General features: G+C 61.6%; 16 protein-coding genes and 1 pseudogene. 7 read left to right on the plus strand and 10 right to left on the minus strand.

Annotated elements, in window-relative coordinates; all coding sequences use genetic code 11:
* Positions 1 to 137 precede the first annotated feature (137 nt).
* Positions 138 to 782, minus strand: a complete 645-nt coding sequence (locus tag SM130_RS14280) for a TetR/AcrR family transcriptional regulator (RefSeq protein WP_102825434.1) — start codon at positions 780 to 782, stop codon at positions 138 to 140.
* Positions 783 to 855: 73 nt separating this feature from the next.
* On the opposite strand from SM130_RS14280, the gene SM130_RS14285 reads away from it, so the two are divergent.
* Positions 856 to 1,959 (plus strand): DUF2855 family protein, encoded by a 1,104-nt coding sequence (locus SM130_RS14285; RefSeq protein WP_102825365.1) that lies wholly within the window; start codon positions 856 to 858, stop codon positions 1,957 to 1,959.
* A gap of 304 nt (positions 1,960 to 2,263) precedes the next feature.
* Positions 2,264 to 2,356: pseudogene (locus tag SM130_RS14290) on the plus strand (LysR family transcriptional regulator); the annotation flags it as partial.
* Here the strand turns inward: SM130_RS14290 and SM130_RS14295 are convergent.
* Positions 2,353 to 2,736 carry a winged helix-turn-helix transcriptional regulator gene (locus tag SM130_RS14295; protein WP_102825364.1) on the minus strand — a complete coding sequence of 128 codons (384 nt, stop codon included), beginning with the start codon at positions 2,734 to 2,736 and terminating at the stop codon, positions 2,353 to 2,355. The pseudogene SM130_RS14290 and the gene SM130_RS14295 sit on opposite strands and share 4 nt — an antisense overlap.
* 88 nt (positions 2,737 to 2,824) lie before the next feature.
* Between SM130_RS14295 and SM130_RS14300 the strand changes: the two genes are divergently transcribed.
* From SM130_RS14300 to SM130_RS14310, 3 genes are all read left to right on the plus strand, one after another.
* Positions 2,825 to 3,883 (plus strand): SDR family oxidoreductase, encoded by a 1,059-nt coding sequence (locus tag SM130_RS14300; RefSeq protein WP_102825363.1) that lies wholly within the window; start codon positions 2,825 to 2,827, stop codon positions 3,881 to 3,883.
* Between the two features lie 77 nt (positions 3,884 to 3,960).
* A complete protein-coding gene (locus SM130_RS14305) occupies positions 3,961 to 4,428 on the plus strand; it encodes an RNA methyltransferase (RefSeq protein WP_102825362.1) in 468 nt (155 codons plus the stop codon).
* Positions 4,429 to 4,563: 135 nt separating this feature from the next.
* Entirely contained in the window at positions 4,564 to 4,986 is a 423-nt protein-coding gene (locus SM130_RS14310) for a DUF2141 domain-containing protein (protein ID WP_102825361.1), read from the plus strand.
* Between the two features lie 82 nt (positions 4,987 to 5,068).
* Here SM130_RS14310 and SM130_RS14315 read toward each other — a convergent pair whose 3' ends face one another.
* The 4 genes from SM130_RS14315 to SM130_RS14330 all read right to left on the minus strand — a co-directional run bounded on the left by SM130_RS14315 (position 5,069) and on the right by SM130_RS14330 (position 7,811).
* Positions 5,069 to 5,932 (minus strand): hypothetical protein, encoded by an 864-nt coding sequence (locus SM130_RS14315; protein ID WP_146029740.1) that lies wholly within the window; start codon positions 5,930 to 5,932, stop codon positions 5,069 to 5,071.
* A 186-nt stretch (positions 5,933 to 6,118) separates the two neighbouring features.
* On the minus strand, positions 6,119 to 6,367 hold the full coding sequence (locus SM130_RS14320; protein WP_102825359.1) for a zinc ribbon domain-containing protein: 249 nt from the start codon (positions 6,365 to 6,367) through the stop codon (positions 6,119 to 6,121).
* Between the two features lie 134 nt (positions 6,368 to 6,501).
* Entirely contained in the window at positions 6,502 to 7,506 is a 1,005-nt protein-coding gene (locus tag SM130_RS14325; protein ID WP_102825358.1) for a sterol desaturase family protein, read from the minus strand.
* Positions 7,507 to 7,679: 173 nt separating this feature from the next.
* Complete coding sequence (locus SM130_RS14330; RefSeq protein ID WP_256044948.1) at positions 7,680 to 7,811, minus strand: hypothetical protein; 132 nt, start codon at positions 7,809 to 7,811, stop codon at positions 7,680 to 7,682.
* Positions 7,812 to 8,283: 472 nt separating this feature from the next.
* Between SM130_RS14330 and SM130_RS14335 the strand changes: the two genes are divergently transcribed.
* Entirely contained in the window at positions 8,284 to 9,375 is a 1,092-nt protein-coding gene (locus SM130_RS14335) for an SMP-30/gluconolactonase/LRE family protein (RefSeq protein WP_102825357.1), read from the plus strand.
* Between the two features lie 133 nt (positions 9,376 to 9,508).
* Here SM130_RS14335 and SM130_RS14340 read toward each other — a convergent pair whose 3' ends face one another.
* The 3 genes from SM130_RS14340 to SM130_RS14350 all read right to left on the minus strand — a co-directional run bounded on the left by SM130_RS14340 (position 9,509) and on the right by SM130_RS14350 (position 10,470).
* Positions 9,509 to 9,631: a hypothetical protein gene (locus tag SM130_RS14340; RefSeq protein ID WP_256044947.1), complete on the minus strand. Its 123-nt coding sequence runs from the start codon at positions 9,629 to 9,631 to the stop codon at positions 9,509 to 9,511.
* A 144-nt stretch (positions 9,632 to 9,775) separates the two neighbouring features.
* Positions 9,776 to 9,925 (minus strand): hypothetical protein, encoded by a 150-nt coding sequence (locus SM130_RS14345; RefSeq protein WP_181019258.1) that lies wholly within the window; start codon positions 9,923 to 9,925, stop codon positions 9,776 to 9,778.
* 143 nt (positions 9,926 to 10,068) lie between these two features.
* Positions 10,069 to 10,470 carry a MerR family transcriptional regulator gene (locus SM130_RS14350; RefSeq protein WP_102825356.1) on the minus strand — a complete coding sequence of 134 codons (402 nt, stop codon included), beginning with the start codon at positions 10,468 to 10,470 and terminating at the stop codon, positions 10,069 to 10,071.
* Between the two features lie 62 nt (positions 10,471 to 10,532).
* Here SM130_RS14350 and SM130_RS14355 point away from each other — a divergent pair, with 62 nt between their 5' ends.
* Complete coding sequence (locus SM130_RS14355) at positions 10,533 to 11,174, plus strand: cation transporter (RefSeq protein WP_102825355.1); 642 nt, start codon at positions 10,533 to 10,535, stop codon at positions 11,172 to 11,174.
* A 15-nt stretch (positions 11,175 to 11,189) separates the two neighbouring features.
* Here SM130_RS14355 and SM130_RS14360 read toward each other — a convergent pair whose 3' ends face one another.
* Positions 11,190 to 13,154, minus strand: a complete 1,965-nt coding sequence (locus tag SM130_RS14360; protein WP_102825354.1) for a hypothetical protein — start codon at positions 13,152 to 13,154, stop codon at positions 11,190 to 11,192.
* Positions 13,155 to 13,225 lie beyond the last annotated feature (71 nt).

A 13,225-nucleotide genomic window follows, 5' to 3' on the forward strand; every position in this document is an offset into this window, starting at 1 on the left:
GCGCGCATATTAGCCCGGCCGGCTGGAAATCGCCCGGCAATTACCGCCGAGCCGACACATCCTGTTGCCCGTCCTCCAGAGACCCGGCGACCGTATGCTCGCCCCTCTTTAGCGAGTCAGCGAAACGACAGGCTGCCTCATGATCGATCACGCTCAGGCTGAGGTGGGCCACCGAGCCTGTCCAGGCACAGCTGCTCCATGCAGTTGGCCCAATCGCTCATGCGTTCCGCTTCAAGCTGCACCAGCATTGCGTAGCGGCGGCCACCCCAGACCGAAAGATGCAGTGCTTCCAGCGTCGCAGCGCTCGGGCGTACCGGCAGATCGGTCGCCGCGTCGATGACTCGATGCCAGGCGGCCAACAGATCCTCGTAGGCCCGACGCTGATGCTTGGGCTCGGCCACTAGCGTTTCCAGCTCGAGCATATCCGGGTGAAACCAGGGCAGCCGCGACTCGACCCCGGCAAGGGTGCGCACCAGTCTCCGGATGCGCTCGGGCCAGGCAAGCGCGGTTGGTGCTACCGCTTGCGCGTCGATGACCTCCAGCAGTTGCTCGACGCAATAGCGCACGTAGCCCGAGTGCAGCGCATGTTTACTGGGGAAATAGTCGTACAGCGTGCCGATGGCCACGCCGGCTTCGAGTGCCACCGCACGGGTCGTCAATCGCGACCAGCCGTCGCGCTGCCATATCCGAACATAGGTGTCGAAAATCGCCTGAACGGTGGCCTTGGCGCGCTGCTGAGTTGGCCGTTTGAGCGGTTTGGCGCTCGGTAATCGTGTGCTCATGAAATCCGAACCCGGCGGTGAAACGAAAGGGATAGAGTCGAAGTCGTCCATTTACGAACCCAAGGTGCCATCGATGAGCGTCATCCGCCAGTTGCAGAACAACAAGAAAGACATGCAGCAGACCCGCATTCAGACCCGACCGATTCCGGAGCTGAAACCCGGCGAAGCCCTGCTGCGTATCAGCCGGCTGGCACTGACCACGAACAATGTGACCTACGCCGCGTTCGGCGAGACACCTCACCTGCGCTATTGGGACTTCTACCCGACCGGCGATAGCGAGCGGTTCCACATGCCGGCGTGGGGCTTCGCCGAAGTCGTGGAGAGCACTGTCGATGGCCTGGCGAAGGGCGAACGCTTCTATGGCTTCTGGCCGATCGCCAGCCATGTCGTCATGCAGCCCGTGCGCGTTTCCGAGCGCGGTTTCTACGACGGCGTCGAACATCGACTTGAACTCACATCGGCCTACAACCAGTACCAGCGCATCAGCAGCGACGCCGCCTATCGTGTCGAGAGCGAAAACTACCAGATGCTGCTGCGGCCGCTGTTCATCACCTCGTTCATGCTGGCCGACTTCCTCGACGACAACGCGTTCTTCGGTGCGCGCCAGATCCTGATCTCCAGCGCCTCGAGCAAGACGGCGTATGGCACAGCGTTCTGCCTGCAGCACAACCCGGCCGCGCAGCTGATCGGCCTGACCTCCGCCGGCAACACCGACTTCGTGCAAGGCCTGGGTTGCTACCGCCAGGCAATTGGCTACGACCAGCTCGCGTCGCTGGACCCGAGCGTGCCTACGCTCTACGTCGACTTCTCCGGCAGCGCCGACCTACGCCGGCAAATCCACAGCCATTTCAAGGGTGCCCTGGTGTACGACTGCTTCGCCGGGTCAGCCCAGAACCACGAATACCGAGAGACGGACGAAACGCTGGCCGGTCCACAACCACAGCCCTATTTCGCGCCCTATCAGATCAAGAAACGCAACGCCGACTGGGGCGCCGCCGAGGTGACCCGCCGCTTCAACGAGGCGCAACTGGCCTTTATCGCCCGGGTAAGCGATACGCAGCAGCCATGGATGCAGGTGAACGAGCACGTAGGGCTGCAAGCGGCACAGACGCTGGCCGAAGCCCTGATAAAAGGTGATATCAACCCGCTGGAGGGCAACGCCGTGGTCCTCGACTGACCTCGTTTTGATGCTGAGCAGATAGCCACAGCCAGCGCGGTAGATGGATACGGCTGGCGTGTATCGACTAAGTCGCTAGCCTGACTATGGAATTGCCCCGTACCTCGCCGCGTGAACGCGAACCCGCACCGACGAAACCGTCTCTGGCGCAACAGAACCTGGCGCTGGCCGACGAGGCCGTGCGCAACGTGCTTCCCAGTCGCACACAGGCGGCAAGACGGAGGCGTCCAGTGAACGCCTCTGCCCCTGCGCGGTTACGGCTGTTCTACGTGCGCGGCAAAGCCGACCTGCCCTGGCGCCACGTCCCGGCTACGCGATGGCCATGCTCTGGCATGAACGCTCGCATCGCGACCCTGCTCAACACTGGCTGCGCGAGCAGATCGTCAACGCGATCTAGCCACGTCTGCGGGAGGTTCGTCTTGGCTGCAGTTGATCCAGGGCGGCCGAGTTCTGCCTCCCCCAGTCGTAGACCAGTTCGATGGGCTCGACCATCAGCCGGCCCAGCGGCGACAGCGCATAGCTTACCTCCGGCGGCACTGAATCGATGGCATGGCGCTCGATCAGACCGCTTGCCTCCAGCTCGCGGAGCGTTTGTATCAGCATCTTCTTGGAGATGCCGGGCAGGCTGCGATGCAACGCGCCGCTGCGGGCGGTGCCGTCATGTCGCGCATGCAGGGTGTGCAGGATCATGCTGGTCCACTTGGTGGAGAACAGTTCCAGTACGCGCCTCGGCGCGCAGTCTTCGCGCCATTGTTCTTCATCAGAGCCGGGTTGCATGGGGGATGGTTACCATTTGGTGCCGACTTGGATCGACATTTTCGAGTGGGTAAGGTGCAGGCCTGTTTCACTTTTTGGGGGTCTGAACATGACAAATCAAGCACTGGTAGTCGGCTCGAGTGGCATCGTTGGTAGCGCGCTGTCGCGGCTGCTGGCTGATGAGGGCTGGGCCGTCGCTGGCCTGGCACGACGGCCAAACGCCGAGGCCGGGATCACCCCGATCAGCGCGGACCTGCTGGACCCGACGGCGCTCGCCTCGGCGCTGGCCGGCGTTTCGCCCACCCACATCTTCCTGACGACCTGGGCTCGCCAGGCCAGTGAGGCGGAGAATATCCGCGTCAATGCGCAGATGATACGCAACGTGCTCGAAGCCGTTCGGCCGTCTGGCACGGTTCGCCATGTTGCTCTGGTCACCGGGCTCAAGCATTACCTTGGCCCGTTTGAGGCCTATGGAAAAGGCACGTTGCCGCAAACGCCGTTCCGTGAAGAACAGGGGCGACTGGACGTCGAGAACTTCTATTACGCGCAGGAAGACGAAGTGTTCGCCGCCGCGCGGCGCGATGGCTTCACCTGGAGCGTGCATCGGCCACACACCGTCAGCGGCGTTGCGGTAGGTAATGCGATGAATATGGCCACCACGCTGGCTGTGTACGCTTCCATCTGCCGCCACACGGGTCGCCCCTTCCGCTTTCCGGGCTCCGAGGTGCAATGGAACAGCCTGACGGACATGACCGACGCCGGTCAGCTCGCCAAGCAGTTGCGCTGGGCTGCGACCACGCCGGCAGCGGCCAACCAGGCCTTCAATATCGTCAATGGCGACGTGTTCCGCTGGAAGTGGATGTGGTCGCGGATTGCCGAGTGGTTCGGAATCGAAGCAGCGCCGTTCGAAGGGCCGACGCCGCTGGAGCAGCAGATGACGGGTGACGCGGCAATCTGGAGCGAAATGTCGAAGCAGTTCGGTTTGGCCGAAGCGGACATTGGCAAACTCATTTCGCCGTGGCACACCGATGCCGATCTGGGCCGCCCGATCGAGGTGGTGACCGACATGTCGAAAAGCCGCAAGCTCGGCTTTCTGGATTACCAGGCCAGCGACGAGGCGTTCTTCGAAGTATTTGCCAAGCTGCGGGCGAGCAAGCTCATTCCCTGAGCGGTTTGCACAGGCTAAAACCGTCCGCCGACCCGACTGTCCCGTATACTCGCGCGTTTTCCGCGCGAGTCCTCTCCGTGAGCAACAAACGATATGCCTGCATCGGCCTGAGCAACCCGAAATCGCCATCCAACGTGGGGGCGATCATGCGTGCCGCAGGCTGCTATGGCGCCGCTTCGGTGTTCTACACCGGCACCCGTTACGACCGCGCCAAGGACTTCGTCACCGACACCAAGAAGGTCCACCAGGACATTCCGCTGATCAACATCGACGACCTGCGCAAGATCCTCCCGCTCGGCTGCGTGCCGGTTGCGGTGGAGCTGGTGGAAGGCGCCCGCGCCCTGCCTGAGTACACCCACCCTGACCGCGCGCTGTACATCTTCGGTGCCGAGGACGGCTCGCTGAGCAAGGAGATTCGCGACTGGTGCGAGGACGTGGTCTATATCCCCACCAAGGGCTGCATGAATCTCGCCGCGACGGTCAATGTGGTGCTGTACGACCGGCTGGCCAAGGGCAACAACACGCGCTCCGGGCCGCAGTTCTGATTCGCACGATGGCTGCGTGACGCCTACGCGTGGACAACGCTTCGCGAGTTCGCTGAATATGTCACCGATCGCCTTCCGCGGCGCCGGCCACATTTCGTACCTGGCGCCTCCGCACCCTCGACTTCAGAGCACAGCATGAAAGCACTTCCGATTCTGGGCGTTGCCCTCGCCCTCTTGGTCCCCTCGGCCTACGCCGAGGAGTTGCAGGTCACGCTCGATGGCCTGCAACACGACAAGGGCCAGGTAGCCGTGGCGGTATATGCCAGCGCAAAAACCTTCCGCAAGGCCGACCAGGCATTCGCCACGCAGAAGGCCAAGGCCGAGCAGGGAGCGGTGACGCTGGTATTCAAGGACGTGCCGCCCGGGCGCTACGCGGTACTGGCCTACCATGACGAGAACGACAACGGTGAGCTGGACCGCCGCTTCGGCATGATCCCGACCGAGGGCTATGGGCTGTCGAACAATCCCAAGGTGATGGGACCACCGTCGTTCGAAGACAGTGCATTCCAGGTCACGGCCGACGAGCCCAACCAAATCACCCTGGAGATGCGCTACTAGCGGAGCTTCCGCCCCAACATGAAGGGATATCTGCGAGGGGCCAGTATGTTGCCCATCGCAGGTGATCGGCGTTGTGCAGGCTTCAGCTTTTGACCAGCTGTCCCGACGGCTTGCGCGAACCAAGAATCCCCTTGTTACTCAGGAACTGTTCGATTTCAAGGCTCAACGTCTTCAGGTGCGCGTCAATTAGAGCGCGCGCCTCAGGGCTGACCTCACCACTGCCGTTGTGATCGAGTGGCATGGGAATGTTTCTGAAAAAGCCGTAACCGCCCACGTAACGCATCTGACGAAGGTCAACTATTTCAACCACGCCCCGCAACAGTGCGCGAGGTACTTCACACGCCGCATAGGTGCGATCGCACTTGAGGTAATAGCCGTAGCTGTTGAGGATGCGTCGGTCCGAGCCGTCTTTGGAATTAGGATCGGCGACCAGCGGCAATTGACGTAGCAGTACCAGGTAATCAGTACCTACTTCCCGCAGCGCCTGGTACTCCAACCCAAAAAGCTCTTTCAGATTGCTTTCCAGATCGGGCTTGGCGAAGGCCACGATGCTGGGATTGGTCATCGCACGGGGAAGCGTGATGAATCCTTCAGTACTGCCGCCGTGAGTACGCCTGCGCATCACCAACCCAAGACCGGCAAACTTCCTTAGCTCATAGTCATGGTTATCTGCGGCGAGCCGCTCCATGAGTGCTTCGCCGAGTACTTCATCCAGCTGCCAACCAGGCTGCGGAGCCGATTTGATGTTTTCGTGCGCAAATCCGTTACCAATCCAGACCGTACGGCTCTGCTCATCAAAGTCGATCATTACCGCAACGCGGCTGCGTGAATCAGGCTTTACCGTCAGCGGAGGAGTTGACTGACAGGCTGCCAACAGGCTGATCAGTGATAGAACGCCGAAAAACCGCACGAAAGACGCGCGGGACTGCTGAGTCTCCATACTCATATATTTCCTTCAAAGCAATTCAGGCTGTTCCCTATTGGGTAGGGGCTTGGTCCCGCAAGGGGGGCAACGCGGGACGATGGATGTTATCGCGACAAGTAGGCATCTACGGTCTCAGAACACCATAGAGCGATGGAGATACGAAACAGCGCACATTCGAAGCCGTGCCGATACACCCAACTCCTCAGCTCAGCGGCAATTGCCAGCACAGCCGCCCCGGGCGCAAGCCGGCGCTTCAGGATTCTTCAGCACGCGGCTGTTTACCACGCTGGCAGCCGTCATCAGCCTGGTCACCGGCGCGTCTTCCGGGATCGCTGCATCTTCGGCCAGCTCGCCCGCCGCTTGCAGTTCGCCCCAGGTTTTCGGCCGCAGGGCCATCGCGTGGCGAACTTCATAAACCTGACCATTGGCCTCGCAGCGGTAGTCGTAGGTTGGCATGGGTAGTCCTCTTGAAATGATGCGGTGCCGGCAGCTTGCGCGGGACGACTATGGCGTTCCGTGCATAGCGGGCAATTGTATGGACTCTACCGCGGCGCGCTATCCCCTCTTCGCCTGCCGAAGCGCACGCGGCTTCAGGAATCAGCCCGACGCGGCGTAACGGTGGGGAGCAGCTTGCGTGCGGTATCCACGAACGGCATGAAGATCAGGCTGTAGAGCGTCAGGTAGCGATGCGAGTCCTGCTCGGCTGTGCCGAAGCGGATCTCTTCCGGCCTGGCGCTGGTGACGTACAGCGTGCCGAACATCCAGTCCCAGACGGACAGGTTGGTGGCGAAGTTCTTGTGGAAGTGCCGTGGCGCATCGCTGTGGTGAATCTGATGCTGCGCCGGGCTGTTGAGGATGTGTTCGATACGCGGGCCGAATGAAAGCCAGACATGGCTGTGCCGCAGGTTCGAGGCCAGGGCGTTGAAGATGAACACCAGATAGGTCACGCCAAACAGTGTGTAGCGGCTGATCTCCCCGCCGCATGCGTACCAGAAGAGGCCGGCATAGGCACTCAGCAGCGCGAGATCGACCAGCCGGCCGACGACCTTTTCCAGGAAGTGCACACGACTGGCCGTCAGCGGGACCATTACCGGTGCGGAGTGATGCACCTTGTGAAATTCCCACAACCAGCGGCAATGAAAGGCCCGGTGCACCCAGTAGCCGGCGAAGTCGCTGATGACGAACACGCCAAGGCCGTAGAGCAGCGACAACGACAGGCTCTGGCCGAGCTGCGGTCGTGCGCCCCAGAGGTTGGTGAAGAATGCGAGGTAGTCGCCCGAACGAAGAATGTACGGGTCAACCAGCGCGACGATAGGCACTACCAGAACAACTTTCAGCACGCCGCGAACGAGGTAGTAGCGGTAGTCCAGCCGCGCCGATGGATGCCAGTGCACACGCCAGCCACCAACGAATTGCCAGAACGAGCCGGCCTCCGTCAGCGCGTGTCGCTTTCGATAGCGGAACAAGGCATAGGCCACCCCATAGGAGACGGCAAGGAACAGCACACCGAGGCGTCCGTTCAGGTCGAAAAAGCTGGTGAGCTGATGCAGGATCGGGTCGATCAGGTACTGCTGGAAAGGCTCGAAAACGCCCATGCATGGCCGCCTCGGAGAAAAGGTGGCGGATTATAGAGGGCAGCCGAATTGTTCGTATATGAGAATGCTTATCAAACTATGGCTGGATGCCATCACTTTGCCTGGCATGGCCCTGGAGCGCTCCAATCAGGCAGGCCGCGGCAGCAAAAGCCCCGCATTCGCGGGGCTTTTGCTCACTCGGTGGGGATACTAGGGTCATCCTCGAACATATCGACGTCCTCGTCGGTGAGGCCGCCATCATCCACGTCCTGCGTCGAATCGACCGGGTTGATGTCGCTTTGGGTTTCCTCGGGTTCGTCAGCCATATCTCACCTCTCACGTTGGCCGCCAGTGGCCCACATGGTTTCGACTGCAAGGCGTGCCTGGGTGCTTAGCCGCCAGTCTGATCGACGGGGCTGCTGACAAGTGGGCCGATCAACGAGGGCCGCTCCCGGTTCGTCCGAGTTTTGGGGCGCAAGGTCATGGCTGAGCAAGTACCGACCTGCTCCGATATCGGCCGCCTGCGTAGAGCGTCCATTCGCGGCTACGGTTGGTGCGATTGGCTAGCACGTTGCTTCCGTCCATTGTGCTCACCTATCCCGTGAAAGCGTCAAGCCACGCAAAATGTGAATGTCATCAGACAACACCAAAGCCTAACTATGAAAATTTGTTATTGAATTTCAGTGAGTTATATAGAAAACAAAAACAAAGCGCATACAGGAACCTGACAGACACTTGAAAGTCATCGTACCTCTACTAACATGAGATTCGCCTTACATCTCACTCACAGGTGTTTCGATGAACGAACAAGAACAACAGCCATCAAGCGATTCCCGCCGCCAGTTCCTGAAGCAGTCATTCGTTTGCTCCGCCCTGTTGACCTCAGGGCTTGCCCTGCCCCGCCTTTCCCACTCCGCCGAACTACTGAGCAGGCGCTATCCCGATCCTTCGCTTGAGGTGCTGGACGAGAACTTTCTGCAGCTGCGTCTGTTCAACGCCAGCGTCGAAAAGATCGCCGATGGCCTGCGCTGGGCCGAAGGCCCCGTGTGGGTCGGCGACGGGCGTTACCTGCTGCTGAGCGACATTCCAAATAACCGGATCATGCGCTGGGACGAGATCACCGAGTCGCTCAGCGTCTATCGGGAGCAGGCCAATTTTTCCAATGGCCTGACGCGAGACCGCCAGGGCCGCCTCGTGGTTTGTGAGGGCTCGACTACCCATGAACTGGGGCGGCGCGTGACGCGCACCGAGCACAACGGCGCCATCACGGTGCTGGCCGACAATTACCAGGGCAAGCGCTTCAACTCGCCGAACGATGTGGTGGTTAAGCGCGACGGTTCGATCTGGTTCAGCGACCCACCGTTCCAGGCCGGCAATTTCTACGAGGGGCACAAGATACAGACCGAACTGCCGGATGCCGTCTACCGCATAGACGGTGAAACGTTGAAGGTAACGCGAGTGATCGAAGGCATCGCCGGCCCCAACGGCCTGTGTTTTTCGCCGGATGAGACGAGGCTCTATGTGGTTGAAGGACGCGCCAAGCCCAACAGGCTGATCTGGGCCTACACGGTCAACGCTGATGGCACGCTGGGTGAACGCACTCAGCACATCGAGGCAACCGCCCATGGCGCGTTGGATGGCATCAAGTGCGACGAGGCCGGCAATCTATGGTGCGGCTGGGGGAGCTCCGGATCGCCGGAGGCAAGCCCTGAAGGCCTGGATGGCGTCCGAGTATTCAGCCCCGAGGGCAAAGCGATCGGTCATATCCACCTGCCGGAACGCTGCGCGAACCTGTGTTTCGGCGGCACCCAGGGCAATCGCCTGTTCATGGCCAGCAGCCACGCGATATACGCGCTGTTTGTGAACGCCAGAGGCGCCACGTTCGCCTGATATCGCGTGCCTCCGCGGTTTCGCACGGTAACGCTTTGCCTCCCTGGCACGCTGCGGCTAGGCCATTTCACGGAATAGTCGCGGCGCGAGGACAGGCTCAGGCGCTTTACTACAGTTGTACGGGCAGTTTTGCCTACTTGCCCATCACCAACGCGAAACCCACCACGATACCGGCGAGGGCGATCAGCCAGCCAATGCGATGGGCGCGATTCTTCTGGGCTTGGCGGGCGGGGTCTACGGGCTTCTTCTTTCTCACGATTCACCTGACTCTGGAAAACACGCTACTGCCGGCTGACACCAATCGGCGCAGCGCGCCTTTTTAGGCCGGGCGAATCGAATTGTCCAGCAAGATGCCTCGAAACGCTTGGGCAACGCGGCGTCCCGTTTGCCTTCGCCGCGGTTAGCCTAGCGGGCTTTGTCCCGCGTTTGGCTCATCCTTCGGCTCGATGCCAGGCTCGGCATCGTTTTCACCGGAATCCGGTACGTCACCGTACTCGTCGTAATCCGGCGGGGTCAGGCCATCCTTGAGTGGGTCGTTTGGATCAATCATGGCAGCGGTCCTCATGGTGATGCCTAATAGCTCAGGGCTCGTCTGCTTGGAACGCGCGGGCGCGGCCCTCGTTCATGAGTAAACGGCTATGCGCGATATGCGGTCGGGATAAGCCGCATGGCGCCGACTGAGCATGCGCAACGCTAAACGCGCCCTGCTCCCGTCAGCGTTTCGATGATTCGACATTCGCTGACCGAGGATTCACTGCAGCCAGCCAGGCGCTGCAGTTCCGCTTCAAGCCGCTGCAGATCGGCAATGCGCTGGCGCACTTCCACCAGATGCGTCTGCACCAGACGGTCGACATCAGTGCAGGCGTGCTCGGGCTGATCCGCCAATTCAACCAGGGTGCGGATTTCATCAAGGGTGAACCCGAGTTCCCGCCCGCGCTTGATGAAGCGCAGCCGCGCTGTGTCCCGCTCGGTGAAGGTTCGATAGCCGGACTCGGTACGTGACGGTGCCGCCAGCAGACCGATACGTTCGTAATAACGGATGGTTTCCACGTTCACTGCCGTGGCCTTGCTGAGTTTGCCGATCGTTAAAGGCATCGCTTGACCCTGTAGTCGCTACAGGGTTTAGCGTAGCGCTATCGACAACTGGAGGCGATGCCATGGCGGGAAATTGTTGCAGCGGCGGTTGTGCGACCACGGCCGCACGGGGGCGCTATCGGCGCATTCTGTGGATTGCCTTACTGATCAACCTGGCCATGTTCGGCATCGAGATCAGTGCCGGTGTGCGTTCGGGATCGGTTTCATTGCTGGCCGACTCGCTGGATTTCTTTGGCGATGCGGCCAACTACGGCGTCAGCCTGTTCGTGCTGGGCCTTGGCGTGGTGATGCGGGCACGGGCGTCGCTGGCCAAGGCGCTGACGATGGGCCTGTTCGGCGTGTTCATTCTGGTGGTTGCGGTTGGCAATTTCGTCGAAGGCAGCGTGCCGCACGCATCGACCATGGGCGTCGTCGGCGTGGTTGCGCTGCTGGCCAACCTTGCGGTGGCGGCCATGCTCTACGCCTACCGCGAAGGCGATAGCAACATGCGCAGCGTGTGGCTGTGCAGCCGCAACGATGCGCTGGGCAACCTCGCCGTCATGCTGGCAGCGCTCGGCGTATTCGGCACAGGCGCCGGCTGGCCGGATCTGATAGTGGCCACGATCATGGCGCTGCTCTCCATCAGCGCGGCGGTGCAGATCACGCGGCACGCCATGGGCGAACTTCGGACAGAGCGGCAGCTGCAGCAAGCGATCGAGCGCTAGCGCAACAGGCGACTGTCAGCCGCGGCTGGGGCCGAGCTCAGCGTCAGTTCGGTCCGGCCGCTCGCCAAGAAACGCCACTGGCGCAGAGCCATCGGCATTCAGCTGATAGATATCACGGGGCTTGCCCTGCTCGTCCAGCACCAGCAGGCCGATTCCTGAGCCATTCCACAGCCGTTCGCCGGACTGGCTACGGTCCGGCACACGCGGCACGACTTCCAGCCGGCGCCGTTTGGTCAGCCAGTTCAATGGCGACCAGGGCGCGTAGAGCCAACGGTTGAGGCGGTCGAACCAGTCCAGCAGCCGCCGTGGAAACTCGTTTTTCACGCCGCTGCTGGTGATCTGCCACAACTGCGGAGCCGTATTGCGACCGCGAATGTGCACTTCGTAAACGAAGGAGTAATGCACGTCGCCGGACAGCACCACGTAGTTACCCGGCGTTCGCGTGTGGCGGAAGATGTTCATCATCACGTGTGCAGCGCCGCGATGGGCCATCCAGTTCTCCGCATCGACCAGCAGCGGCTGGCCGGCCCAGCTGAATACCCGCTGGACCGCCTCGATCAGCTTGACGCCGAACATCGGTGCCGGCGAGACGATCAGCACCGACGGCTTGTCGAGGATGTTCTGTTGGAATTCGCTCAGCGCTTCCCAATCCATCAGGCCGGACGGACGACTGAGGTTGCGCTCGCTACGCCAGCGCCGGGTGCGGGTGTCCAGCACTACCAGCGGCGGATCGGTGGGCAGCTCGTAGCCCCAGCCGTCGAGCTTGAACAGTGCATCGATCAGCTGGTTCTGTGCCGCGCAATCCAGCCAGCTGTCACTCGCCGTCGCCAGCAGCTCACGGACCGGTGCCAGCTGCTTCGCCAAACGCTCCGGCTCGTTGCCCCAGGCCTGGCATAGCAGGTAGGCGAGCAGCGCGTTGCCGATGATGCGCCGCGACAGCGGATGGCCGTAGGCGGTTTCTTCCCAGCGGGCGGAGAGGTTCCAGTCGTCGGTGATGTCGTGGTCGTCGAAGATCATCAGTGACGGCACATGAGCCAAGGCGCGGGCGACCTTGGGCAACCCATGAATGAAGCCTTGCAGACAGCTTTCTTCGCAGCGATAGCGCTCGGCATGGGCGGAGTCGAGCGCGGGCATTTGCGGTGCAATCAGCGACCAGGGTGTAGGCGACCAGGCGAGCAGGTACATCGCCATGACTTCGCCCAGGCTGATCAGATGGTTCTGCCCATTGGCGGTGGTGAACACCGGCTTTTCCACGCCACCGAAGAAGCGCTCGCGCAGCGCCTCGTTGGACTTGAACGCAGGCAACAATTGCTCGCGCCGGTAATAGGTGGCCGGATGCGTCATCAGCTCATCGCTGTCGCTCACCACCGCGCCTTCGAGCTGTTCGCCATAAAGCCCGAGCCGACGCACCAGCGCATGGATGGCTACCAGCATCGGCCCGGCGACGTCGTCGGCATAGACCTGGTCGCCGGTCATCAGCAGCAACGCCGGGCGCTCGGCGGGCTTGTCCAAAGCGGCGCCCAGCAGTTCATCGACACATAGCAAACCATCTGCCGCGGCGTGGTGCGGCTTGCGGCAGGAACCATGCAACACGCGATCGAGCCGCGACTTGATGACAAAGCTTGGCCGCGTAGCGCCGTGGTAAAGCAGATGCGGCGCCCAATCAGCGATGCCCTGCTCCGCCGCACCCTCCTGGATGCGCAGGTCGTACTCGATCAGGCAGTCGGTGGGCAGCGGCGCATCGGGTGCGACATGGATCAGATGCAACACGGCGTGTTTGCCGATGGGCAGGCGCTGGCAGCTCAGTTCGTCGAGCGCCACACGCTGTTGTAGTCCGGTCGCCGGAATCTCGAGAATCAGCGACAGCTCGAGCGGCCGCGAGCCGACCAGCCAGAAGGTCAGGCAATCAGGCTCGATACGGCGCAATAGCGGGCCCGCCAATACGGCGGGCAGGTGGTCAGGAGCAGAGAAGTCGGTCAAGGGCAACCCTGATGATGGGAACAGGTTTGTCTGACAGCACACGCGCCCTGATCGCTCCTTTATCGGGTCAG

Source organism: Stutzerimonas stutzeri (assembly GCF_038561965.1).
Lineage (GTDB): Bacteria > Pseudomonadota > Gammaproteobacteria > Pseudomonadales > Pseudomonadaceae > Stutzerimonas > Stutzerimonas stutzeri_AA.

Bases quoted from the DNA above. Each gene is read 5' to 3' on its own strand.
- SM130_RS14310 (WP_102825361.1), top strand. From the start codon at position 4,564: ATGAAAGCACTTCCGATTCTGGGCGTTGCCCTCGCCCTCTTGGTCCCC.
- SM130_RS14295 (WP_102825364.1), bottom strand. From the start codon at position 2,736: ATGCAACCCGGCTCTGATGAAGAACAATGGCGCGAAGACTGCGCGCCG.
- SM130_RS14280 (WP_102825434.1), bottom strand. From the start codon at position 782: ATGAGCACACGATTACCGAGCGCCAAACCGCTCAAACGGCCAACTCAG.
- SM130_RS14285 (WP_102825365.1), top strand. From the start codon at position 856: ATGAGCGTCATCCGCCAGTTGCAGAACAACAAGAAAGACATGCAGCAG.
- SM130_RS14320 (WP_102825359.1), bottom strand. From the start codon at position 6,367: ATGCCAACCTACGACTACCGCTGCGAGGCCAATGGTCAGGTTTATGAA.
- SM130_RS14325 (WP_102825358.1), bottom strand. From the start codon at position 7,506: ATGGGCGTTTTCGAGCCTTTCCAGCAGTACCTGATCGACCCGATCCTG.
- SM130_RS14335 (WP_102825357.1), top strand. From the start codon at position 8,284: ATGAACGAACAAGAACAACAGCCATCAAGCGATTCCCGCCGCCAGTTC.
- SM130_RS14315 (WP_146029740.1), bottom strand. From the start codon at position 5,932: ATGAGTATGGAGACTCAGCAGTCCCGCGCGTCTTTCGTGCGGTTTTTC.
- SM130_RS14330 (WP_256044948.1), bottom strand. From the start codon at position 7,811: ATGGCTGACGAACCCGAGGAAACCCAAAGCGACATCAACCCGGTCGAT.
- SM130_RS14355 (WP_102825355.1), top strand. From the start codon at position 10,533: ATGGCGGGAAATTGTTGCAGCGGCGGTTGTGCGACCACGGCCGCACGG.
- SM130_RS14350 (WP_102825356.1), bottom strand. From the start codon at position 10,470: ATGCCTTTAACGATCGGCAAACTCAGCAAGGCCACGGCAGTGAACGTG.
- SM130_RS14300 (WP_102825363.1), top strand. From the start codon at position 2,825: ATGACAAATCAAGCACTGGTAGTCGGCTCGAGTGGCATCGTTGGTAGC.
- SM130_RS14345 (WP_181019258.1), bottom strand. From the start codon at position 9,925: ATGATTGATCCAAACGACCCACTCAAGGATGGCCTGACCCCGCCGGAT.